Raw genomic sequence first — 22,228 nt, forward strand, 5'->3', positions numbered from 1 at the left:
ACTCCATGACCCTCCTCCTCGCCGAACCAGAGGAGGTGGCCATCCCCGAACTCACCGCGGCATAATCACATCAGCTGATCCCCGCACGGTGTCGAGAAACTCCACCAACCAGCGGGACGTCACCGGACGCCGCATCCGCCACCCTCGCCCAGTCGGCCCAGATGCTCACGCTCGTCGCCCGGTTCGACGACGGGTCAGCGCGCCCGGAGCGCCCCCAGGATCGGCGCACTCCGCTGGAAGAGCAGCGCGTGGCCGCCGTCGACGAAGTGCGCGGCGACGTGCGACAGCCGGGAGACGATCGCCCGGCCGGCGGACGGATCCACGTTTCCGTCCTGCTCCCCGTGCCACCACTGGATCGGCGCCTGCACGTCCTCCAGCTCGAAGCCCCACGGGCTGCAGATCATCCGCGCCTCGTCGGTCGGCCCCTCCGGACCCTGGCGGAAGCCGTCGGCGACGGCCTCGAGAGAGGTCCGCATGCGGTCCGGGTGCTCGCGTGCGAATGCCGCATCCGGTGACGAGCCACGGGCGACGAGGGCGATGGTGCGGTCGATCCCGGTCGCCGTCCGCGGCGTGCTGGACGCCATGAGCCGCCCGAAGAGCCTCGGCGCGTGCAGCGCCATTCCGTAGTAGGCCCGCGAGGTGCGCGAGATCCGCGCCTGTTCGCGGAACCACGGCTCGCTGTAAGGCCCGGAGCCGGCGCACACGACCGTCGCCGACACGCGATCGGGCAGCCGATGCGCCACCGCGAGCGCGAATGCGCCGCCGGCGGAGTGCCCGAGGACCCCGACCCGGTCGACGGCCAGCCGGTCGAGGAACGGGGCGACGTCCGCGGGCCAGTCGACGAGCGGTCGCACCGGCGCCCGGTCGGAGCGGCCCAGCCCGGGCCGGTCCATCCCGATGAGACGGATGCCCGCATCCCTTGCGGCCTGGTCGAGGGCGAGGCCTGCGAGCCCCGAGCTCGACGAGCCCGGGAGGAACAGCACGGGCGCGCCCGTGGGGTCGCCGAGGTCGTACCAGCCGAGCGCGCGGCCGTCGTCGAGGCGGACGTCTTGCGCGGTGGGAGTGGTCATCGCGAGCCCTCTCCCTGGGTGGCGATCCACTCGTCGAGCAGACGCGGCAGCTGCTCGGCCAGGAAGGAGTTCAGGGATGCCGTGGCCTCCAGCACCGCGCGCTGCTCGGTGCTCGACTCGTCCAGGAGCGAAAGGCCCTCTCGAGCCATCGCGGCCGCTTCGAGATAGGGTGCCGGGTCGAATCCACGCGTCCGGTCGAAGATGAGACCGACCCGGTCGGCGCGCTCTCCCGCGGCACGGGATCGCCGCACGAGCCGGCGCGATTCGAGCTCCCGCACTCCTCCGACGACGGCGCTCCGGCTCGCCTGCAGCGCCGCGGCGAGTTCGTCGATGGAGGGATGCGGCGGCTCGCACACGAAGAGGTATCCGGCGATGCGGCCCGTGATCGGTGCGACTCGGTAGCGCACGGTCCAGATGGCCGCGATGCGATCGGCGTAGGCCAACCGGTCTTCCAATGTGCTCACGTGGTGAGGATATCGCACTAACGACTGTTATGACAGATAAATATGTCATCTCGCTCGCGAGATCCGAGGAAGAATGAGACGGCGGGGCCGCCCGCATCCATCGACTTCCTCTGACAGGAGAACCCATGAGCGACCCGCACGCCGACTGGAACCAGCGGATCATCGACCAGTTCCGCACCAATGACGGCCTGGTGGAGTCGCCGCCGTTCGGTCGCAGCCTCGTGCTCGTGCACCACGTCGGCGCGAAGTCGGGCACGGAGCGGATCGCACCGGTCAGAGCCATCCCCGAGGGCGACGGGTGGCTGATCGCGGCGTCCAAGGGCGGTGCCCCGGAGAACCCGGGCTGGTACCACAACCTGCTCGCCCACCCCGACGTCTCCATCGAGGTCCCGGGCGAGGCCGACCTCGTCCCGGTGCGCGCCGAAGAACTCAGGGGACAGGCGCGCGACGAGGCGTGGCAGCAGTTCACGGCGGCCAGCCAGGGCTTCCGCGACTACGAGCAGAAGACCAGCCGGACCATCCCCGTGCTCGTCCTGCACCGCCGCTGACTCAGGGCTGCAGCAGAACCTTCCCGACCCGTCCCGGACGGGTGCTGGCCGCCACCGCCGCGGCGATGTCGTCGAGCGGGTGGATGCTGTCCACCGGCAGGGTGAGCTTCCCCGAGCCGACCAGCTGGAACAGCTCGCCGAACAGCGCCCGCTGGGTCTCGCCGGGCATCGCCGCCGACACCTTCGAGCCCCAGAATCCCTTGACGACGGCCTGCTTGAAGATGAGATCGCCGGAGGAGAGCTGCATCCGGTCCGACGCCATCGCACCGAACGAGACGAGGGTGCCGCCCTCGCCCAGGAGGTGGAGGAGATCGCCCGCCGCACTGCCGCCGACCGAGTCGACGGCGGCCCGGATCGGGCGGTCGCCGGCGAGCTCGCGCACGCGGTCCTTCCAGTCCTCGTCGTCGGTGGAGACGATGTTCGAGATGCCTTCCGATGCGAGCTCGTCGACATCCGACGCCCGTCGCACGATGCCGATCACGGTGATGCCACGGCTTGCGCCGATCTGGGCGACGAGGCGCCCGACGGTGCCGTTCGCCGTGTTCTGAAGGATGACATCGCCGTCGCTCACTCCGAGGAAGTCCACCAGCGTGAGGGCGCTGAACGGCATGGCGACGAGCTGGGCCGCGACCTCGTCGGGGATGCTGTCGGGGACCGGGATGACGGCGCCCGCCTTCGCGATGACGTACTCGGCCCATGTGCCGAATGTGCCGCCGGTGGCCACGCGCTGGCCGACCTCGATGCCCTCGACCTCCGGACCGACGGCATCGACGATGCCGACGGCCTCGGTGCCGGCGCGGGCCGGCAGCTGGGGCTTGTAGCCGTAGGTGCCGCGCACGGTCCACAGGTCGTGGTTGTGGATCGTGGCGAGGATGACCTTGACCCGGACCTCGCGGGGACCGGGCTCGGGAAGGGGCAGTTCTTCGACGCCGAGGACCTCGGCCGGGTCTCCGAATTCGGAGTGGATGAGTGCGCGCACCCGCCGAGCCTACGCTCCGACAACCCTCGGGGGCGGTCTCGGAGCGCGGAACCCCTATCGGATCACGCGATATCGCAGAAAGACGACTCCCGAGCCGAAGATGCGGGATTCGAGCAGCTCGAGGTCGTCGCGATGCTCGTGATGCGGGAAGTAGGGCGTACCGCCGCCGACGAGCACCGGGGAGACCCGCATCCGGAATTCGTCGACGAGTCCTGCGTCGATCGCGTGCGCGGCGAGGTCGGCGCCGCCGATGGCGATATCCCCCTCCCCCGGCTCCGCCTTCAATCGTTCGATCTCCTCGACGAGGCTGCCCGTCGCGAGGCGGGCATTGCCCTGCACGGCATCGAGGGACCTCGAGAACACGACCTTGGGCAGCCGTCGCCAGATCGCGGCCCAATCCTGCAGCGCACCGTCGAACTGTGCGACCTGGTCGTCGTCCTCCCAGACCAGCATGTCCTCGTAGAGCCGCCGCCCCAGCAGGTGGACGCCGTCGAGCCGGATCTCTTCGGTCACGAACGCGAACATCTCGTCGTCCGGCGCCGACCAGTCGAAGCCGCCGTCGGGACCCTTGACGTATCCGTCGAGCGACATCCCGAGTGAGTACGTCACCTTGCGCATGCCTATCCCTTCATGATCGGCTCAGCCGGCACACCGTCGCGGAACAGGTGCCAGTGACCCTCGGAGATCACCCCGACAGTCCCGTCGACGACGGAGATCGCGGTCTGATCGTCGATCGCGTAGGCAGTGCCCGGGATGCGCGTCGCCCAATCGCGTGCCTTCTCCGTCGTGTTGCCCGACCAGCCCGGATAGTCGAGGTGCGGGAAGATCGAGAAGTCGACGACCCCGAGGGTCTCGTCGCCCTCGCCGGGCTTCCAGTCGACGAACTCCTCGCCGATGCGCGGTGTCATCACCATGCTCCCCGCGCTCACGCCCACCCACACCGTGTCGCCGAGCGACGGGAGGAGGTCGGCGAGGCCGGAGTCCCGCATCCATGTCGCGAGGTAGACCGCCTCGCCGCCGTCCACCAGGAGCACGTCGGCATCACGCACCCACGGCACCCAACGCTCGTCGCCGATGCTCGGCAGCGCGGTCAACTCGAGCACGCCGACGGACTTCCAGCCGAGGCCGCACAGCCCCGACATCCCCGGCCATCGATCCGCGGTCGACCTCCAGACCGTCTCGGGAGAGCACTGCGGTTGCCCCCACTGCGCGGTCGGGACGAAGAGCGCCGCCGATTCGGCGATGGGCTTGCCCAGGAGGTCGACGAGCGCGTCGCGAATCGAGTCGTTCGTGACTCCGCCGGATGTCAGCAGCAGTTTCATCGTCGTCCAACCTCTCGTGAGCAGGGCGAAAGCGACGATATCTCCCCGCGCCGTCGACCGGCACCCCCTTGCGGGCTAGCGCACAGCGCCCTCTCGCGAGAGGTCGACGGCCGCGAGCGCGTAGCCGATCGCCATCCCCAGCAGGGCCGCAAGCCACACCCAGCGGATGATCGCCGCGAGGCCGCCCGATCCTGCGATGGCGACCGCGCCGGCGAGCGCCGTCATCGCGCCCGCGGCGACGGTGAACGGGCCGGGGATCCACAGGCTCTTCCCGAACGATCCGCCGCGCGTGCGACCCAGCGCGGCGAGCCAGACCCCGACGACCGCGACGACGATGCCGATCGCAAGTCCCGCCCACGGAATGACCGCGTACACCTCGTAGACGTTCTCTCCGACGATCGCGCTGACCAGAGCGATGAGCCCGAAGACAACGGCGAGGGCATACCCCGCTGCCGCGAGCCTGCTGTCGCGTCGTGGCCGCGTGGCGTGGTGGCTCGCGAGGGCCGCGAGCGCGATGAACTGTGCGACCCCGGCAGTGACGCGAAGCGCGGGGCCGGTCGGATCCTGCGCGAGCACGGCGACGACCATCACCACGAGGGCGGCGGCACCCGTCCACGCAAGCGCGGTGGGAAGCTCGACACGAACGGATCGCTGCGCAGCCGGTGCTTCCCGCTCGGCCGCCTCCCGCCTCAGCACCACGGCGGCGACGGCATATCCCACCCCCATCCCGACCATGCTCAGCGGCCAGAGCCAGTTCTGGTTCCAGCTCACCCCGCCCAGCCACACGACGATGGCGATGGTCGAGACGATCCCGGAGACGATGGCTCCGGGCGCGGGGGCCACGAGGCTCGTGGCGAACCGTGACGAGCGCCGGCGGCTTGCGCGCATGAGCCAGACCCCGATCACGATCAGCACCAGTCCGTATGCGAGCTGAACCCAGGACGCGACGAACGCCTGACCACCGACGGTCATCAAGACGATCGCGCTGAGGACGGCGGCCGCACCGAACAGATACGCGGCCGGGGTCGCGTCACGCCCGGGCCGAACGCTGCAGTGCACCGCGAGGGCGACGACACCGAGCGTCTGCGCCCCCAGTCCCGCCGCGCCGAACTCGTCGCCCGCTCCGAAGACAGTCGCGAGGAGGAGTGCGGCCACGACCACGAGCAGTACCGCCCCCGCCCACGCGGTCGCCAGGGCCAGCCTCACAGGCGTCTCGTTGTCCGGCCGCGACCGCGGCGCCTCCGGCATGACAGTTCGGTCGGCGGGCTTCGCGGGCTCTTCCTCGGATACGACGACGGGATGCCGACTCCCGACCGGCTCGGGCACCACGCCGGGCTCCGCCACCGCAACGGGCTCTGCATCCACAATGTGCTCTGCATCCACGACCGGCTCGGCCATCCCGACGGGCTCGGGGACCGCGGCCGGCGGCGCCCCCCGGCCACCGTGGGCCTGCGCCTCCTCAGGGCCCGGCGCATCCGCGATCCCCGCGCGATCCTGGCCGGCCGGCGCCTCCGGGAGGGCCGGCGTCTCGACCTCGATCTGTGCGTCGGCACGCCCGCCCGTGTCCTGGGAGGGAGCCTCTTCCTGGTCAGGAGCCGGACGGGCGTCCTGAACATCGAACAGCCGGGCGTCGCCATCGCGCAGATAGAGCACGGGTGTGCCGAACTCGGTCGCGAGCATCGCACCGACGATGGCTCGGCGCGCGGGGGCGAGCGCAGCATCCACCGGCAGTCCGTGTGCGAGCCCCGTGTAGAGGCTCTCGCTGAACGCGATGGCGGCGTCGTCCGTGATCTCGAACTGCATGCCGATCACCGCGGGGATGTCGAAGTTCACCAGGCTCGCGGCCACGCCGGAGAACGGATCGACGTGCGAGGTGCGCGCCCCTTCGCAGGCGTTCAGCACGACGAGCCGCAGGCTCGTCTCGTCCTGCAGGATCGCGCCGATCTCCTCGCCCGAGACGTCGTGGGCGCGGCCCTGCGGCGTCTCAAGCACGAGAATGCCCGAGTCGGTCGCCTCGTCGTACGCGCCATGGCCGATGTAGTGCAGCACGTGCACGCCGTCGATCTCCTCGACCGTCCGCGCCAGGTCGCCGAGCGTCGCCCGCTCGAGCCAGGTGACCTCGACCAGTCCCGCCGCGCGTGCTCCGGCGAGGGCGCGCTCCAGGTTCCGGCGCTCGGCATCAGCGTCGAGCTCCGGATACCCCGACGGGCTGCTGACCATCGCGAGGATGCGCAGGGGAAGGGCGAGTCGCTGCGGACGCATCGCCGAGTCCACGTCGAGCGCCCGCACCACCGGCGTCTGCGTGGACTGCGCGAGGAACCGCGGCCGCTTGTAGAGGAACTCCCAGGGCAGCCGCATCAGTTCGGGCGAACCCGAGAGCCGCAGCGTGATGCGCAGTCCCCGGTCACGCTCGGCCGCGGCGCTGCGCGCCGAGTAGTAGACCGTGCCGACGTCATCCTTGATCAGCGAGTCGAAGAGGGCCGATCCGACGTCCCGGATCGCATCCATCCGCGTGTCGGCCGATCCCCCGCGTCTTCGCGCGAGCCCGACGCGCTGCACGAAGTCGTCGAGCTCGTCGTCGCTCAGCGGGGAGACGAACGAGCCGCGCGCCGTGCGTCCGTCCGGTGCCATCGCGAGGACGCGGTACGACCCGTCCGCGTCGCGGTCGATCCGCAACTGGAGATCGTCGTACGTCGTGACAGCCATCAGCGGCTCCCCTGACCGCCACCCCACCTCAGCGCGATGCGGAAGTTCGCCTCGCCACCCGCCTTCGCGATGACGATGTTCGAGTCTGCGGAGATCTTCACCGCGAATTCGATCTCGACCTCGTCGGGCCACGCGCCGGAGCTGCGGATCTCCGCCACCATGCCCTGCATGATCGGCCCGATGCGCCCGACCACCTGTTCGAGACTCTGGCCCGCCTCGATGACATTCGAGGCGAGCGCGCCACCGCGCATGAGCGGGCGCTCGGCATCTGCGGTCTCGACATACACGACACCGCCGTCGTCCCCTGCTGCGAATGCGATCAGATCCGCCACGGCATCCCCCAGACATCGTCCGCCGCTCTGTCTCCAGTGTGCTCTTCCTCTGCGTCGCGCGCCATCCATCCGGGTGCTCTTGGCTGTCATCCGTCACGGCGCCAGACTGGACCTCGACAGGGGCGGCGGCATGGGAACGAGTGTCAAGACCATCACCATCGAGACCCGGGCGCAGCCCGAGGTCGCCTTCGCCTGCCTGACGGATCCCGCGGGATTCGGCGGGTGGCTGCCCCGATCGCCCGTGTATCGCGGTACAAGCGTCTCGGCGGCCGGTGCCGGCGGATACGAGTACGTCGACCGCACCCCGCTCGGCCGGGTGACCGGCAGTCTGGTGTCTGCCACTCCCCCGGAGCGGGTCGAGTTCTTCCAGTCGACCTCCGACGGGGCACTGAGCATCCGCATCGTCTACACGCTCACCCCGACCGGAGCGGGGACGCGTATCGCCCGCACGGGCACGATCACGACCGCGGGCCGGCTTCGCTGGCTCCACTCGATCGTCGTCGCGGCGACCGTCCGGGAGAATCGCCGGACCATGGGCCACCTCCGCACCGCCCTCGACGCGTCCGGACGGTGACGGCGAGCCCGGGTGACGTCAGCGCCTACGCCCGGGTTGATTACTGGAAGTCGCCGCCGGCAGCCATGTCGGTGAAGCGCGAGAAGTGGCCCTGGAAGGCGACCGTGATCGTATCGGTCGGCCCGTTGCGGTGCTTGGCGACGATGAGGTCGGCCTCCCCCGCGCGCGGGCTGTCCTTCTCATAGGCGGCTTCGCGATGCAGCAGGATCACCATGTCCGCATCCTGCTCGATCGAGCCCGACTCACGCAGATCCGACAGCGCCGGCTTCTTGTCAGCGCGCTGCTCGGGACCACGGTTCAGCTGAGAGAGCGCGATGACCGGCACTTGCAGCTCCTTGGCGAGCAGCTTCAGCGCACGCGAGAATTCCGAGACCTCCTGCTGACGGCTCTCGACCCGCTTGCCCGAGGTCATCAGCTGGAGGTAGTCGATGATCACCATCTTGAGGCCGTGCTTCTGCTTGAGGCGGCGGCACTTGGCGCGGATCTCCACGAGCGTCATGTTCGGGCTGTCGTCGATGAAGAGCGGCGACTGGTCGATGCGTCCACGGGTCGCCGCGATGGTCGTCCAGTCGCGCGAATCGAGCGTGCCCTTTCGCATGTTCTGCAGCGGCACCGCGGCCTCGGCGCTCATGAGGCGCATGGCGATCTCGGAGCGCCCCATCTCGAGAGAGAACACGACAGTCGGCATCTCGGCCTTGATCGCGGCGGCGCGCGCGAAGTCGAGAGCGAGCGTGGAGTTGTGGGTCGGGATCATCGACTTGCCCGCCAAGTACAGGTGGTCGTCGTTGTCCACCTCCACACAACGGACGGGCACGCTGGCGATCGGGCGGATCGCCTTGACGTAGCGCCTGCCCGTGCGCCGCGTGTCGGCCGGGCGCTCCTGCTCGTGCAGTGCACGTTTGCGCTCGAGCCAGAACACGTCCTCGGTCGTCGAGAAGTTGAGGATGTAGCAGGTGGACGACGCCTCCGAGCGACCATTCACGCGCTTGGTCGTGCGCCCGCAGCGGTAGCCGAGACCGACGATCAGTTCATATACCGAGTCAGCGAGCTTCTTGCTCGTGACAGCGAACTGACAGGAGCCCACTCCTCTGACGACAGTGCCGTCGGTGTCCAGCAGGCCGGCCAGCAGCTCGCGGCGCTGCGCCTCCGATGCACGCAGGTACGCCGCGGGCACATGCTTATCGCCGAGGACGCCCGCCTTCCGCAGCAGCGCCGTGAACGAGCCGTGGTCACGATGGCAGTCGGCGCATCGCTGCGCCTCGCCCGAATACGGCTTTCCGCAGTCGGGGCACGACAGGCGCTCGGGATGGGCGCCCTTGTTCTTCGGACCGCACGTGCGACCGCACGTGCGGACATGCGGATGGCGGGCCGTGAACCGGACGCCGCACACCTCGCAGGTGCGCACTAGTTCCTCACGGTCGAGAAGCTGAAGCGAGTACACCATGCCGCCGCGGGACTCGACCCGCACCCCGCTTCGCGCGATGAATGACGGGATCTCGTCGGACTCGCTCGTCATCCGGGCACCGTCGCTGTGCCCGTCGCCCAACCAGGCACCGAGCGCATACGGCGCGACGGGCAGATCGGCCTCGGGAGCCTGCAGTGCCCGAGCGTTCCGTACCGAGTGGTTGGCGCGCTCCTCAGCGCCCAGCCTGAGCGTTGCGAGCATCTGCTCGGTCGTGACGACAGTTGCGCCGACCGTTCCGCCCCGCCTCGCCGCACGCGTCTCGGTCAGCCATTGGTGCTCTGCGTCCGCAGTGATCTTCGAGCCGTCTGAGAACTCGATCTCGTAGCAGGGTCGGCCGAGCATGACCTCCGTGGCAGCGACGACCCGTGTCGGTCGGCCCTCCGCGTCGTAGAGCTCGTCGCCGACCTCGACGGCACCCATCGTCGTCCAGCCGGTCGGCGTCGGCAGCGGAGTGTCGAGGGCGAGCGCCTTGCCCATCGCCGGTCGGGCGGCGACGACGATCATCTGACCGGGGTGCAGACCGTTCGTCAGTTGGTCGAGCCCGGCGAAGCCCGTCGGGATGCCGGTCATCTGACCGTCGCGCCCGCGCGCGGCCTCGATCTCCTCGACCGCCGCATCGACTGCGACGGTGAGCGGGACGTAGTCCTCGGACGCCTCGGCGCCCGTCACCGCATAGATCTCGGCCTGCGCCGTGTTGACGAGGTCGAGCGCCTCGCCCTGCCCGGAGTACCCCATCTGCACGATGCGCGTGCCCGCTTCGACGAGGCGGCGCAAGAGCGCGCGCTCGGACACGATGGATGCGTAGTACCCCGCGTTCGCCGCCGTCGGGACGATCGACGTCAGCGAATGCAGGTAGTCGGCGCCGCCGGCCCGCTCCAGCTCGCCCGTCTTGATGAGCTCGTCGGTGACGGCAACGACATCCGTGGGCTCGCCGTGCGAGTACAGGGTGAGGATCGCCTCGAAGATCAGCTCGTGCTTCGGAATGTAGAAGTCGATGCCGCGCAGCGTCTCGATGACGTCGGCGACCGCATCCTTCGACAGCAGCATGCCCCCGAGCGCGCTCTGCTCGGCCAGCACGTCATGCGGCGGGGTGCGCTCGTGTTCACGCGGCGCGCCGAGTCGTTCGGGTGCGATGTCGGCGATCGACACGTGGCCGTCCTCCTCTGCTGCTCGGGCACTGCTTCGGGCCAAGCACAGCATTGACGTCCGACATCGCACACATGGATGCTCGGCGTCCCCCCGCGGGCCGCACCCCACGCTAGGCACGCGTATATCCGGACGCAACACGGCCTGTGGATAACTCTGTGGAGATCCTGCGGGAAACGCCGGTGCTCCTGTGCAGAACACCTGTGGACAACGTGCGGCATCACCCTCCGAAGGAAGTTTTTTATCTCCCCTGAACTGGGATTTGCGAATCCACACACTGTGGATGGAATCCAATATGAAGTTCACGTTGAAGGTTGCGCGCGCGGGAACGGCCTGTGCACAACCAGCTGCACCCGAAGAAGTTCTTCCACCGTCTGGACTCCGAGCCCGATCAGCGGTATCGTCTTCAGTCCAGGCACCCTCACCGGCCCGTGTCCTTCTTCGAAGACACGAGGCATTAGTCGTCTTGGGAGGTGAACGTGGAGACCGCACATCAGCGGCCCCGCTGGGGTTCCTGGCTTCTCATCGGCATCAGCTTCGCGTTCGCCTGGCTCGCGATGTCGTTCTTCTTCGGTCTCGGCGCCTCCGAAGCCCGCGCAGACGACTCCGGCGCCGGCCTGCTCGGTGGCGTCACGTCGACGATCGACAACACGGTGAGGGCTGCCACGAACACGGCCTCCGCGGTCGCGACGCCCGTCGTCCAGGCCGTGGTCAAGGCCACCGCCGCCGTCCCGGTCGTCGGCCCCGCCGCCTCGCAGGGCGTCACGAGCGCGGCCGACAGCGTGGCCCGCGTCACTCAGCCGATCGCGAGCTCCACGAGCGGACTGGTCACGACGACCACCGCCCCCGTCGTGAAGGCCGTCGAAACGACCGTCGGCACCGTGCTGAACACCACAGCCACCACGACGGCTCCCCTGCCGGTCATCGGCAGCGTGGTCGGCACCCTCGGAGCCGTCGTCGACTCGGTCGATCTCACCGGCACTGCCGGAACGCTGACAGGGCTCGTCGACGACACCGTCGGTGCAGTGACGGAAACCGTGACGGACGTCGTCTCGGCTCCCGGTTCGACGCCGGCATCGCCCGGCATCCCTGCGATCCCGGGCATTCCTCTCGTTCCGAGACTCTTCGACGGGTCGCCGGCGGCCGGCGCGACGCCTGCGACCGCCGTCGGCGTCGACGCCGCCTACGCGCTCGATGGGATGTGGGCCTCCGCTCGTCAGGCCGCCGCGTTGGCACGCGCCGCCGCATCCGTCGTCGTCACACTCTCTCCCGCTGATGGCGCGCTGCGCCTCGCGGACGACACCTCTCCCGTCCTCGGCGCGGCAACGCCGGGCGGGACTTCCGCGGGTTCCTCCGGTGCAGGACCCGGCGGTGCGGCAGCGCTGCTCGCGTTCGGACTGTTCTTCGCACACCGTGCCTGGGTGCGTCGGCGCGTCGCGAACGACCAGCAGGCGCCTCCCGTACCGGTGTACGACACCGACGTCGCCCCCGACTGATCGAGCCCCCGCCGCAATCGCGCTGCTCAGGCGCCGCGGCACGGAACAGGCAATCCGGCGCGCGCTCACGCGCCGAACATCGATCAAATCTGGGAGAACTTCTTATGCGCACTTTCTACAAGCGCGCCCTGTGGGGCACGCTCATCGCCGGCGGCATCACGCTGCTGGGAGCGACCGCGGCGAACGCCGCAGATAACACGACATCCGGAGACAACGGCCTCGTGTCGGGGACGCAGGCCCTCGTCAGCGTCGCCGCGCCGGTCACGGTCTCGGGCAATTCGGTCTCGCTGCTCGGCGGCTCGACGGCGACCTCGCCGTCGAGCGCTGCACCGGCTCCGGCACCATCCGGCGCCGCTGCTACCGGTGGCAGCGGGGGAGCGGCGTCGGGCACTCAGGCTGTCGCACTCATCAACGCTCCGATCACGGTCAGCGGCAACGCCGTGTCCGTACTCGGCAACTCGTCCGGCAGCTCCGCACCGGCGGCGTCGTCGGCCCCCGCGGCCGCATCGCCGGCCACCACGTCCGGCGCCGGCGGGGTCGGCAGCGGAACGCAGGTCGTCGCACCGGTCACCGCACCGGTGAACGCCAGCGGCAACGCGCTCTCGGTGCTCGGCAGCTCCACCGCCACCACCGGTGGTAGCTCAGGCAGCGGCGGGGCGGCCTCGACCCCCGGCACGGCCGCCACGAGCGGCTCCGCCGGCACCCTGTCGGGCACGCAGGTCATCGCTCCGATCGCGGCGCCGGTGAATGCGACGGGCAACGCCATCACGGTGCTCGGGCGTTCCTCGGCGACGACGACCGGAGGCACCGGAACCGGTGCGGGCGGGACCTCGACCGGCACGTCTGGATCGGTCACGAGCGGACTCGGCGGCATCCTGTCGGGCACTCAGCTCGCCGCACCGGTCAACCTGCCGATCACCGTCGGCGGCAACGCGATCTCGGTGCTGGGCAGCAGTACGACGACCGCGACCGACGGGGGCACCCCCGGAACGCCCGGCACGCCGGGCACCCCCGGAACGCCCGGAACGCCCGGCACCCCTGACGTCACCGGCTCCCCGGCATCCGTCGGCGCGGTGGTGGCGGTGTCGGCCGAGAGCGGCTCGCTCGCCTCGACCGGCGGCACGGGGGCCCTGGGTCCGCTGCTGTTCGCGCTGATCGCCCTCGCGCTCGGTGCGGCTGCCTTCGGCGCCACGCGCTGGAGCGCCGTCGCCCAGCGCTGATCCACTCACGCCGGGAGGCGGGCTTTGCCTGGGCCCGCCACCGGCGTTCAGGCGGAGATGATCGAGGCCGGGGGGCCGCGATCACGACTCCGCCGACCGTGTCACCGTCCAGTCGGATCGGCCCGAGTACCCGCGGCACAGCCGCGGCAATCCTGAGCGGCCGCGGCCCGTGGGTGGGCGGTGATACAGCGGGTGCGCGCGTCGGTTCCCCAGCCCGACGCGCGCACCCGTCCTTCGCATGTCCGCGCTGCGCCCGTTGCGGACGCATCCGATCCCCGACACAGTGAGGGGATGCCTGTTCCCGAGCCCTATCGCCTCGAGCCCGTCAGCCACGACCGTATCGACGACGTCCTCCGCCTCGACGTGTGGGCCTTCCCCACCGACCATTCGGTCGAGCAGCTGCGGGGCGTCCCCAGCCCGCTCACGTGGTCACGCGCATTCGGCGTCAGCCGGCCCGCGGACGGCACGGATCTCGCAGGCTTCCACGCGACCTATCCGCTGCGGGCCTATCCGGTGCCCGGAGCGGAGGTGGCCTGCGGCTGGCTCACCTGGGTCGGCGTGCACCCGAACCACCGCCGCCGCGGCATCCTCCGCAGCATGATCGAGTTCCACTTCGCGGACTGCCTCGCGAACGGCGAGGCCATCTCCGCGCTCACCGCCTCGGAGCCTCCCATCTACGGCCGCTTCGGCTACGGCATGGCCTCGACGACGCTGTCGTTGTCGCTGTCTCGGCGCGCGGCGCTGCGTCCGGTCGCCGGGTCGGACGCCCTCGACATCGAGGTCCTCGAATGGGATGCCGGCATCCATGGCCCGATCGTCGCGGAGATACACCAGGGCTACGCCCGCCTGCCCGAGGGCCTCGGACGACCCGGCTGGGCGACGCGCGAGACCCCCGAGCTGCGGACGGCGCGCGAGGCAGATCCCGCCCTCACGCGCGACGGGCGCGAGGCGCTGCGGCTCCTCCTCATCCGCGACGACCACGGCACGCCGGTCGCCTTCGCAACGTTCCGGCGCACGGTCGCGTGGGAACGCGGGGGCGCCGAGGGAACCGTCCACGTGCGCGAAGCCGTCGCGCTGACGCCGGCCGCAGCCCACCGGCTGTGGTCGACGCTGCTCGACCTCGACCTCACGAGCCGCGTCAAGGCGGGCATCGTCGCGGTCGACGACCCGATCGTGAACCTCATCGTCGACATCCGCGCCGCCCTCGCGGACTACCAGGATCACACGTGGGTGCGCATCCTCGACCTGGCCCGCGCCCTCGCCGAGCGCCGCTATGCCGGCGACGTCGACGTCGTCCTGGAGGTGAGCGATGGGATGCTGCCCGCCAATGCCGGACGCTGGCGCGTGCGCGCGGACGCCTGGCAGCATGCCGAGGTGACCCGCACCGACGCCGAGCCCGACCTCGTGCTCGACATGCGCGAGCTGGGCGCCGCGCACCTCGGGTCGACCTCGCTGGCGGGGCTGGCTCTCGCCGGTCTGGTCGACGTGCGCAGCCCGGAGAAGCTCGCGGCGGCCGCCGCCGCATGGTCCTGGCCCGTCGCAGCGGCGGCGAACTGGATCTTCTGAGCCGAGGTCGAAAAAAGGATGCCGCGGACCCGAAGGTCCGCGGCATCCTGATGCTTCCGAAGAAGGCGCGAATTACTTCGCGGCCACCACCTGAAGGGTGATCACGGCGGTGAGGTCGTCGCGCAGGCGAACGGTCGCCTCGTGCTCGCCCACCGACTTGATCGGGGAGGTGATGTGGATCTTGCGCTTGTCGAGCTCGCCCAGACCGGCAGCCTTCACCGCGTCCGCGATGTCGCCCGTCTTGACGGCGCCGAAGAGACGTCCCTCGGCACCGGCCTTGACAGCCAGCTTGACCTTGGCGGCCTCGATGGAGTCCTTGAGTGCCACGGCCTCCTCGTGGACGTGGATCGCGCGCGCGTCGCGAGCGGCGCGGATCGACGCCACCTGCTTCTCGCCGCCGCGGGTCCACATCACCGCGAAGCCCTGGGGGATGAGGTAGTTGCGGGCGTACCCGTTCTTGACCTCGACAACGTCACCGGCGCTACCGAGCCCGGCGACCTCATTCGTGAGAATCAGCTTTGCCATATCGGTACTCCTTACCGGCCAGCGCCGGCGTAGGGGAGGAGCGCCATTTCACGGGCGTTCTTGATCGCACGGGCGATCAGACGCTGCTCCTGCACCGAGACACCGGTGATGCGACGGGCGCGGATCTTGCCGCGCTCCGAGATGAATTTGCGAAGCGTTGCGACATCCTTGTAGTCGATGACGCCGACGCGGATCGCCTTCGCGGGGGCCGCGTTCTTCGCGCCCTTCCGCGGCTTGCGGCGGTCGCCGCTCGCCTTTCCAGCCATGGTCAGTCCTTTTCCTGATCGGATGCCGCAGCATCCGCGAATCTCTTAGAAGGGGGTGTCGTCGCCGTACGAGCCGGGGGCGGCCCACGCGTCCGAACCGTTGTCCGCGCCGCCGCGGCTGCTCGCCGCCGCGTTCGACCCCGGGGTCGACCACGGCTCGTCGTCGCGGCTGAACGAGCGCTGCTGACCGCCACCGTTGCCCGAGCCACCGCTGGCGGCACGGGTGACCTGAGCGGTCGCGTAGCGCAGCGAGGGGCCGATCTCGTCGACCTCCAGCTCGATGGACGTGCGGTTCTGGCCCTCGCGGTCCTGGTACGACCGCTGACGCAGACGCCCGGTCGCGATGACGCGAGAGCCCTTGGTCAGCGAGCCGGCCACGTGCTCGGCGAATTCGCGCCACACGCTCGCACGGAGGAACAGCGCTTCGCCGTCCTTCCACTCGTTCGAGGCGCGGTCGAAGGTACGCGGCGTCGACGCGATCGTGAAGTTCGCGACGGGGAGCCCGTTCTGCGTGTAGCGCAGCTCGGGGTCAGCCGTGAGGTTTCCCACCACGGTGATGACGGTCTCGCCGGCCATAATCCCTTACGCCTTCGCGACCTTGGCCGGAGCGGCGGCCTTGCGGGCAGCCTTCTCGTCCGAGCGCTTCTTCTCGGCGGCGACCTGCGCGATGGCCTCCTCGGCCCGGAGGACCTTGGTGCGCATCACAAGCTCGCTCAGCTTCAGCTGGCGGTCGAGCTCCTGAGTGGCCTCGCTCGTCGCGGTGAAGTTGACGACGGCGTAGATGCCCTCGGACTTCTTCTGAATCTCGTAGGCGAGACGGCGGCGACCCCACACGTCGACGTTGTCGATCGAGCCACCATCATTAGTGATGACCTTCAGGAACTTGTCGAGGTTCGGGGCGACCTGGCGCTCGTCGAGCTCAGGGGTCAGGATGACCATGAGTTCGTACTGGTGCGTCACTTACCCACCTCCTTCGGACTAGAACGGCTGCCGGGCATTTCCCGGCAGCAGGAGGGTGTGTTGCATGTGTCCGGGCGCGTGGGCGCCTGGACAACCCTCCCATGCTACCGGAAGCGTCGGCCGCGGACGAATCGTGCCCGCGAGGTAGCGTGATCTCATGGAGTGGACGGCGGACGTCGATGCAGGGGACTGGATCGCGGCCGGCGTGGACCGGCCCTGGCGGCGCACCGTGCACGACGTCATCCCGCGCGGCTTCCCCGCCTACGCCAGGGTGCTGCATCCGGTCACGCGCGAGCGGCCCGTGGATCGGGAATGGCCGGCAGACGGCGACCGCGCCGAATGGCGGAGATTCCAGCGCGATGCGCCCGAGATCGACGTGGAGCGGGTGACCTGGGACCAGGTCGCGGCCGCCTTCGGCACCGTGATGCATCCCCTCGCGCAATGGCTGCGGCTGGTCCGGGTCGATCCGCGCGACAACGGCTTCGGCCACCCGCGCGATGTCGAGGGCTGGCGATACGACTCCCCGCGCGAAGGCCAGCTGGATGCCGCCTCCTGGGCCGTCCTGGCGCGGGCGCTCGCCGACCACACCGCGACCTCGCGCGACGGCGGTGTCGCCGTCTGGGACGGGTGGGGAGGGCTCGTCGGGGCGTTGGGCTACGGCGGGTCCCGCCTGTTCGTCGAGAAGGATGCGGACCCCCTGCACGCCGCGTTCCTCGCCCACGCCGCCCGCGACAAGTTCAACGACGCCTTCCGCCCGCCGACGTGGCAGCCCGGCATCCTGTCCGACACCGTCTCGCGCGGACCCCGCCTCGAGCTGCCTGGTCGCGCGTTCGTCCTCTTCCGCGGCGGCGTTGCAGAGCTCGAGCGCCCGGACTGGCCGACGCGGATGCCGTGGCGCGACCCGGCGCGCACCGCGTCGGGGCTCGACGCGGAGGCGGAGTCGCCGGCGATCGTGTGGCCGGCGGACCGCGCGTGGATCGTCGTCAGCGAGGTCGACTTCGACTCGACGCTCGTCGGCGGCTCGCGCGAGCTCGTCGCTGCGCTGGTCCGCACGCCGGGCCTCGATGTCGTGCCGCTCCCCGCCGATGCCGACCTCGGCTGGGACGGCGACGAGGTGAACCGGCCGCTCGACTGAGCGCGGCCCTCAGCGGTGCGTGCCCTTGGGGACCGGCAGCATCCGCGAGAACACCATGCCGACCGGTCGCGTGAGGAACATCAGGAGCAGCGCGTAGTACGAGATCGTGGGGAAGACCACCGCGACGACGAGCGACACCGAGAACAGCACGATCATCGAGAGTGCGATCGCGATCCAGCGCAGCATCCGGTCGTGCCCGATATCGTGCATGCGCGGATGTGCGCGCAGGTAGAGGAGCGTGACGATGGTCATCGCCTCGGTGAGGAGCATGCTCCCGATGTACATGCCGGTGAGCAGGGGATCACCGCTCGCCATCTGCCCGACCATCGCCGTCACCACGGGCAGCCACACGATGGTGAGCAGCCAGGCCATCGTGATCCACAGGAAGGGCGTCGAGACCAGGTGGACCCGGGAGAACACCCGGTGATGGTTCATCCAGAAGAGCGCGATGATCACGAAGCTCAGCACGAATCCGAAGAGCTGATCGCCGTGGCCGGCGAGCCACTGCACCGCGCCCTGGCCTCTCGCCGCGACCGCGGAGACGCTCTCCATGAGGGGGAGGATCAGCAGCGTCATGGCGATGGCGACGACCGCGTCGATGAAGGCCTTCGCGCGCTCCGCGCCGAACAGCCGCTCGTCGTTCGCCTCGGTCGTGCGATCGGTCACGGTTCAGATGCTAGCGAGCGAGCGCCGGCCCGTCAGACCACGGTCTCGTGCCAGGCGGCACGGCGGGCGGCCTGCGCCACCGGATCCGGGACGGGCAGCGACGCGAGGAGCCGCTTCGTGTAGTCGTCTCTCGGATCGGTCAGCACCTGCACCGTCGTCCCCTGCTCGCGGATGACGCCGTGCCGCAGCACCACGATCCGGTCGGCCACCTCGTCGATCACCGCGAGATCGTGGCTGATGAACAGGCACGCGAAGCCGAAGTGCGCCTGCAGCTCGCTGAACAGCTCGAGCACGCGCGCCTGCACCGACACGTCGAGCGCACTCGTCGGCTCGTCGGCGATGAGCAGCTTGGGGTCGAGGGCGATGGCACGGGCGAGTGAGGCCCGCTGGCGCTGCCCGCCGGACAGCTCGTGCGGGTAGCGATCGCCGTACGTCTCGGGGAGGCGCACCGCATCCAGCAGCTCGTTCACGCGGGGGCGGGCGGCCGCGGCGCTGCGTGCACGACCGTGCACGACGAGCGGCTCGGCGATGCACTCCGCGATCGTGAGAAGCGGGTTGAAGCTCGTCGCGGGGTCCTGGAAGACGAAGCCGACCTCCGGCCGGAGCTTCGCGAGGCGTCGCGTGCGTGCGCCGCGCATCTCGGTGCCGAGGACCGTCAGGGAACCGTCGACGACCGGGGTGAGCCCGACCATCGAGCGGCCGATCGTGGTCTTCCCCGAGCCGGACTCGCCGACGAGGCCGACGACCTCGCCGGGGCCGATCCAGAAGTCGACACCCTTCACGGCGACGACGCCTGCGCTGCCGAAACGTCCGGGATACGCGATGTGCAGGTTCTTCGCGACGACCACCGCATCGTCGGGAGCGGAGGTCGGCGCAGGGATGCCGGCATCCTGCGTCGCGCTCTTGCCCTGGCCGACGCGCGGGACGGCCGCAAGCAGCTCGCGCGTGTACTCCTGCTGCGGGTTCGCGAACAGCTCGCGCACCGGCGCCTGCTCGACGATCTCACCGCGGTACATCACGACCACGCGGTCGGCGAGGTCGGCGACGACGCCCATGTTGTGGGTGATGATGACGATGGTCGCGCCGAAGTCGTCGCGGCACGTGCGCAGCAGGTCGAGGATCTCGGCCTGGACGGTGACGTCGAGCGCGGTCGTGGGCTCGTCGGCGATGATCAGCCCGGCGTCGAGCACGAGCGCCATGGCGATGACGATCCGCTGCTTCTGGCCGCCGGAGAACTGGTGCGGGTACTCGTCGACACGACGCTCGGGGTCGGGGATGCCGACCCGGCGCAGGATGTCGATCGCGCGGGCGCGCATCTGCTTCTTGCTGAGCTTCTCGTGTGCGGCGAGCCCCTGAGCGATCTGGTCGCCGATCGAGAGAACAGGGTTCAACGCGGTCGACGGCTCCTGGAACACCATGGCGGCGTCGCGGCCGCGCATGGCCCGCAGCTCGGAGGCCGAGGCGTGCACGACATCCGTCTCCTCGCCGTCGCGTCCCTGGATGACGATGGCGCCGGACATGGTGGCGTTCTCGGGGATGAGTCCGAGGAGGGCGTTGGCGGTGACGGTCTTGCCCGAGCCGGACTCGCCGACGATCGCGAGAACCTCGCCGGCGTGCGCCTGCAGCGAGATGCCGTCGACGGCGACGACGGGCTCGGCATCCGTCGCGAAGACCACGCGGAGTCCGTCGACGGATGCGACGTCGGGAGTCGTGTCGACAGCAGTCATGCGGCACCTCCGGCGCGGCGGCGACGGCGCAGGCGCGGGTCGCTCAGATCGTTCAGGCTCTCGCCGATGAGCGTGATGCCGAGCACCACGATGACGATCGCGACCCCTGGCGGGATGGCTGTCCACCAGATGCCGCTCGTGACGTCCTCGACGGAGCGGTTGAGGTCGTAGCCCCATTCCGCCGCCGACGTCGGCTCGATGCCGAAGCCGAGGAAGCCGAGACCGGCGAGCGTGAGCAGTGCCTCCGACGCGTTGATCGTGACGATGACCGGAATCGTGCGCGTCGAGTTGCGCAGGACGTGGCGGAACAGGATGCGGTTCGTCGGCACGCCGATGACCCTTGCCGACTCAACGAACGGCTCGGCCTTGACGCGCACGACCTCTGCGCGGATGACGCGGAAGTACTGCGGCACGAAGACCACGGTGATCGAGATGGCCGCGGCGAAGATGCCGCCCCACAGGTTCGCCTGGCCCTGCGTGATGACGATCGACATGACGATCGCGAGCAGCAGCGACGGGAATGCGTAGATGGCGTCGGCGATGACGACGAGTGTGCGGTCGAGCCATCCGCCGAAGTACCCGCTCAGCAGGCCGACGGTCACGCCGAGGAAGATCGAGAAGACGATCGCGAACAGGATGGCGAGCAGCGCGGTCTGCGCGCCCCAGATCGTGCGCGAGAGGACGTCGAACCCGCTGACGGTCGTGCCGAGGAGGTTCACCGGGTTCGGCGGCTGGCGCGTGCCGAAGTCCTTGCCGTTCACGCCGAGCTGCGCCCACCCGTAGGGCGCGAGCCACGGTGCGAAGACCGCGACGATGATGAAGAGCGCGCCAAGGACGAGGCCGATCGTGAGCATCGCGCGCTGGAGGCCCACACTCTGCCGCAGCTGCGAGAGCACCGGGATGCGCTCGATCACCCGCTTCTTGCGCGGCGCGACGGCGACGCCGGTCGTGGTGGTGGGAGCAGCCATCTCAGTACCTCACCCGCGGGTCGATGACGACGGCGAGCACGTCGACGATGAAGTTCGCGACCGCCACGATGATCGCGATCAGGATGACGATGCCCTGCACCGCGACGAAATCCCGGGCCTTCAGATACTCGGAGAGCATGAACCCGAGGCCCTTCCACTCGAAGGACGTCTCGGTGAGCACAGCCCCCGACAGGAGGGCCGCGATCTGCAGGCCCATCAGCGTGATGATCGGGATGAGCGCCGGGCGATACGCGTTCTTGGTCACGAGCGTGTACTCGCCCACGCCGCGCGAGCGGGCGGAGGTGACGTACTGCGACCCGAGGGTGCCGATCACGTTGGTTCGCACAAGACGCAGGAAGATGCCGGCGGTCAACAGACCCAGGGCGATGGCGGGCAGCACCGCGTGCCACAGCACGTCTGCCACGGCCGCCGCGTCTCCGAGCCGGATCGCGTCGACCAGATAGATGCCCGTCGGATTGGTGATGCTCTGAAGTTCGAGCTCGACGCGGACGGATGCTCGGCCCGCCACCGGGAAGGCTCCGAGGTTCACCGCGAGGATCAGCTTCAGCAGGATCGCGACGAAGAAGATGGGCGTCGCGTACGCGAGGATCGCGCCCGTGCGCAGGATCGCGTCCTGCCAGCGGTCGCGGCGGTACGCGGCGATGAGCCCGAACGGGATGCCGACCAGGAGCGCCACGATGAGCGCGTAGAACGCGAGCTCGAGGGTCGCACTGCCGTACTGCAGCAGGATCTGCGTGACCGGACGGTTGTCGGTGAGCGTCGTCCCGAGATCGCCCACCAGCAGATTGCGCAGGTACTCGGCGTATTGGACGTAGATCGGCCGGTCGTATCCGGCTTCGTGGATGCGACGCGCCAGCTCGGCCGGAGCAAGCCGTCCGCCGAGCGCGGCGGTGATGGGGTCGCCCGTCACACGCATCAGGATGAACACGACCGTCACGAGGATGAGGATCGTCGGGATGATCAGCAGGAGGCGGATCAGGATGTAGCGCCACAGGCCGCCGCGCTTGGCGGTGACGGGACTGGCGAAATCGGCGGCATCGACCGCAGTGACCATGAGTGAACCTTAGGGCGT

General features: G+C 69.8%; 22 protein-coding genes. 6 read left to right on the top strand and 16 right to left on the bottom strand.

Annotation, left to right across the window (positions count from 1 at the left end):
- Positions 1 to 194 precede the first annotated feature (194 nt).
- Positions 195 to 1,070 (bottom strand): alpha/beta fold hydrolase, encoded by an 876-nt coding sequence (locus AC0NZN_RS10610; RefSeq protein WP_474592277.1) that lies wholly within the window; start codon positions 1,068 to 1,070, stop codon positions 195 to 197.
- Complete coding sequence (locus AC0NZN_RS10615) at positions 1,067 to 1,534, bottom strand: GbsR/MarR family transcriptional regulator (protein ID WP_474592278.1); 468 nt, start codon at positions 1,532 to 1,534, stop codon at positions 1,067 to 1,069. The genes AC0NZN_RS10610 and AC0NZN_RS10615 overlap by 4 nt, the downstream gene beginning before the upstream one ends.
- Positions 1,535 to 1,659: 125 nt before the next feature.
- Here AC0NZN_RS10615 and AC0NZN_RS10620 point away from each other — a divergent pair, with 125 nt between their 5' ends.
- On the top strand, positions 1,660 to 2,082 hold the full coding sequence (locus AC0NZN_RS10620) for a nitroreductase/quinone reductase family protein (protein ID WP_474592279.1): 423 nt from the start codon (positions 1,660 to 1,662) through the stop codon (positions 2,080 to 2,082).
- A 1-nt stretch (position 2,083) separates the two neighbouring features.
- Here the strand turns inward: AC0NZN_RS10620 and AC0NZN_RS10625 are convergent, their stop codons facing one another.
- The 5 genes from AC0NZN_RS10625 to AC0NZN_RS10645 all read right to left on the bottom strand — a co-directional run bounded on the left by AC0NZN_RS10625 (position 2,084) and on the right by AC0NZN_RS10645 (position 7,421).
- Complete coding sequence (locus tag AC0NZN_RS10625; protein ID WP_474592280.1) at positions 2,084 to 3,061, bottom strand: zinc-binding dehydrogenase; 978 nt, start codon at positions 3,059 to 3,061, stop codon at positions 2,084 to 2,086.
- 54 nt (positions 3,062 to 3,115) lie between these two features.
- Entirely contained in the window at positions 3,116 to 3,679 is a 564-nt protein-coding gene (locus tag AC0NZN_RS10630; protein WP_474592281.1) for a dihydrofolate reductase family protein, read from the bottom strand.
- A gap of 2 nt (positions 3,680 to 3,681) precedes the next feature.
- Positions 3,682 to 4,383, bottom strand: a complete 702-nt coding sequence (locus tag AC0NZN_RS10635) for a Type 1 glutamine amidotransferase-like domain-containing protein (RefSeq protein ID WP_474592282.1) — start codon at positions 4,381 to 4,383, stop codon at positions 3,682 to 3,684.
- 75 nt (positions 4,384 to 4,458) lie between these two features.
- Positions 4,459 to 7,089 (bottom strand): CHAT domain-containing protein, encoded by a 2,631-nt coding sequence (locus AC0NZN_RS10640; RefSeq protein ID WP_474592283.1) that lies wholly within the window; start codon positions 7,087 to 7,089, stop codon positions 4,459 to 4,461.
- Positions 7,089 to 7,421 (bottom strand): CU044_2847 family protein, encoded by a 333-nt coding sequence (locus tag AC0NZN_RS10645; protein WP_474592284.1) that lies wholly within the window; start codon positions 7,419 to 7,421, stop codon positions 7,089 to 7,091. The genes AC0NZN_RS10640 and AC0NZN_RS10645 overlap by 1 nt, the downstream gene beginning before the upstream one ends.
- A gap of 130 nt (positions 7,422 to 7,551) precedes the next feature.
- Here AC0NZN_RS10645 and AC0NZN_RS10650 point away from each other — a divergent pair, with 130 nt between their 5' ends.
- Complete coding sequence (locus AC0NZN_RS10650) at positions 7,552 to 7,995, top strand: SRPBCC family protein (protein WP_474592285.1); 444 nt, start codon at positions 7,552 to 7,554, stop codon at positions 7,993 to 7,995.
- Positions 7,996 to 8,035: 40 nt separating this feature from the next.
- On the opposite strand, the gene dnaB is transcribed toward AC0NZN_RS10650, so the two are convergent.
- The gene (gene dnaB / locus AC0NZN_RS10655) at positions 8,036 to 10,660 is read right to left on the bottom strand and encodes a replicative DNA helicase (protein WP_474592286.1); all 2,625 of its coding nucleotides are present in this window, start codon (positions 10,658 to 10,660) and stop codon (positions 8,036 to 8,038) included.
- Between the two features lie 425 nt (positions 10,661 to 11,085).
- On the opposite strand from dnaB, the gene AC0NZN_RS10660 reads away from it, so the two are divergent.
- The 3 genes from AC0NZN_RS10660 (at position 11,086) to AC0NZN_RS10670 (ending at position 14,888) form a co-directional block, all read left to right on the top strand.
- Positions 11,086 to 12,102, top strand: coding sequence for a hypothetical protein (locus tag AC0NZN_RS10660; RefSeq protein ID WP_474592287.1), 1,017 nt, complete (start codon positions 11,086 to 11,088; stop codon positions 12,100 to 12,102).
- A 104-nt stretch (positions 12,103 to 12,206) separates the two neighbouring features.
- Complete coding sequence (locus AC0NZN_RS10665; RefSeq protein ID WP_474592288.1) at positions 12,207 to 13,322, top strand: chaplin family protein; 1,116 nt, start codon at positions 12,207 to 12,209, stop codon at positions 13,320 to 13,322.
- 291 nt (positions 13,323 to 13,613) lie between these two features.
- Positions 13,614 to 14,888 carry a GNAT family N-acetyltransferase gene (locus AC0NZN_RS10670; RefSeq protein ID WP_474592289.1) on the top strand — a complete coding sequence of 425 codons (1,275 nt, stop codon included), beginning with the start codon at positions 13,614 to 13,616 and terminating at the stop codon, positions 14,886 to 14,888.
- 72 nt (positions 14,889 to 14,960) lie between these two features.
- Here AC0NZN_RS10670 and rplI read toward each other — a convergent pair whose 3' ends face one another.
- From rplI to rpsF, 4 genes are read right to left on the bottom strand one after another with little or no spacing between them, the layout of a single operon-like run.
- On the bottom strand, positions 14,961 to 15,413 hold the full coding sequence (gene rplI, locus AC0NZN_RS10675) for a 50S ribosomal protein L9 (RefSeq protein ID WP_474592290.1): 453 nt from the start codon (positions 15,411 to 15,413) through the stop codon (positions 14,961 to 14,963).
- A gap of 11 nt (positions 15,414 to 15,424) precedes the next feature.
- Positions 15,425 to 15,679: a 30S ribosomal protein S18 gene (gene rpsR / locus AC0NZN_RS10680; RefSeq protein WP_320942704.1), complete on the bottom strand. Its 255-nt coding sequence runs from the start codon at positions 15,677 to 15,679 to the stop codon at positions 15,425 to 15,427.
- Positions 15,680 to 15,724: 45 nt separating this feature from the next.
- Positions 15,725 to 16,255 carry a single-stranded DNA-binding protein gene (locus AC0NZN_RS10685; RefSeq protein WP_474592291.1) on the bottom strand — a complete coding sequence of 177 codons (531 nt, stop codon included), beginning with the start codon at positions 16,253 to 16,255 and terminating at the stop codon, positions 15,725 to 15,727.
- A gap of 6 nt (positions 16,256 to 16,261) precedes the next feature.
- Positions 16,262 to 16,639: a 30S ribosomal protein S6 gene (rpsF, locus tag AC0NZN_RS10690; RefSeq protein WP_286285983.1), complete on the bottom strand. Its 378-nt coding sequence runs from the start codon at positions 16,637 to 16,639 to the stop codon at positions 16,262 to 16,264.
- Positions 16,640 to 16,796: 157 nt separating this feature from the next.
- On the opposite strand from rpsF, the gene AC0NZN_RS10695 reads away from it, so the two are divergent.
- On the top strand, positions 16,797 to 17,774 hold the full coding sequence (locus AC0NZN_RS10695) for a hypothetical protein (RefSeq protein WP_474592292.1): 978 nt from the start codon (positions 16,797 to 16,799) through the stop codon (positions 17,772 to 17,774).
- A gap of 9 nt (positions 17,775 to 17,783) precedes the next feature.
- Here AC0NZN_RS10695 and AC0NZN_RS10700 read toward each other — a convergent pair whose 3' ends face one another.
- The 4 genes from AC0NZN_RS10700 to AC0NZN_RS10715 are packed head-to-tail and all read right to left on the bottom strand — an operon-like array spanning position 17,784 to position 22,210.
- Positions 17,784 to 18,440, bottom strand: a complete 657-nt coding sequence (locus AC0NZN_RS10700) for a TMEM175 family protein (RefSeq protein WP_474592293.1) — start codon at positions 18,438 to 18,440, stop codon at positions 17,784 to 17,786.
- A gap of 32 nt (positions 18,441 to 18,472) precedes the next feature.
- Positions 18,473 to 20,167 (bottom strand): dipeptide ABC transporter ATP-binding protein, encoded by a 1,695-nt coding sequence (locus tag AC0NZN_RS10705; protein ID WP_474592294.1) that lies wholly within the window; start codon positions 20,165 to 20,167, stop codon positions 18,473 to 18,475.
- Complete coding sequence (locus tag AC0NZN_RS10710) at positions 20,164 to 21,135, bottom strand: ABC transporter permease (RefSeq protein ID WP_474592295.1); 972 nt, start codon at positions 21,133 to 21,135, stop codon at positions 20,164 to 20,166. Before AC0NZN_RS10710 ends, AC0NZN_RS10705 begins: the two co-directional genes overlap by 4 nt.
- Before the next feature lies 1 nt (position 21,136).
- Positions 21,137 to 22,210, bottom strand: coding sequence for an ABC transporter permease (locus AC0NZN_RS10715; RefSeq protein ID WP_474592296.1), 1,074 nt, complete (start codon positions 22,208 to 22,210; stop codon positions 21,137 to 21,139).
- Positions 22,211 to 22,228 lie beyond the last annotated feature (18 nt).

The sequence above is a fragment of the Microbacterium sp. sgz311019 genome (assembly GCF_056135325.1).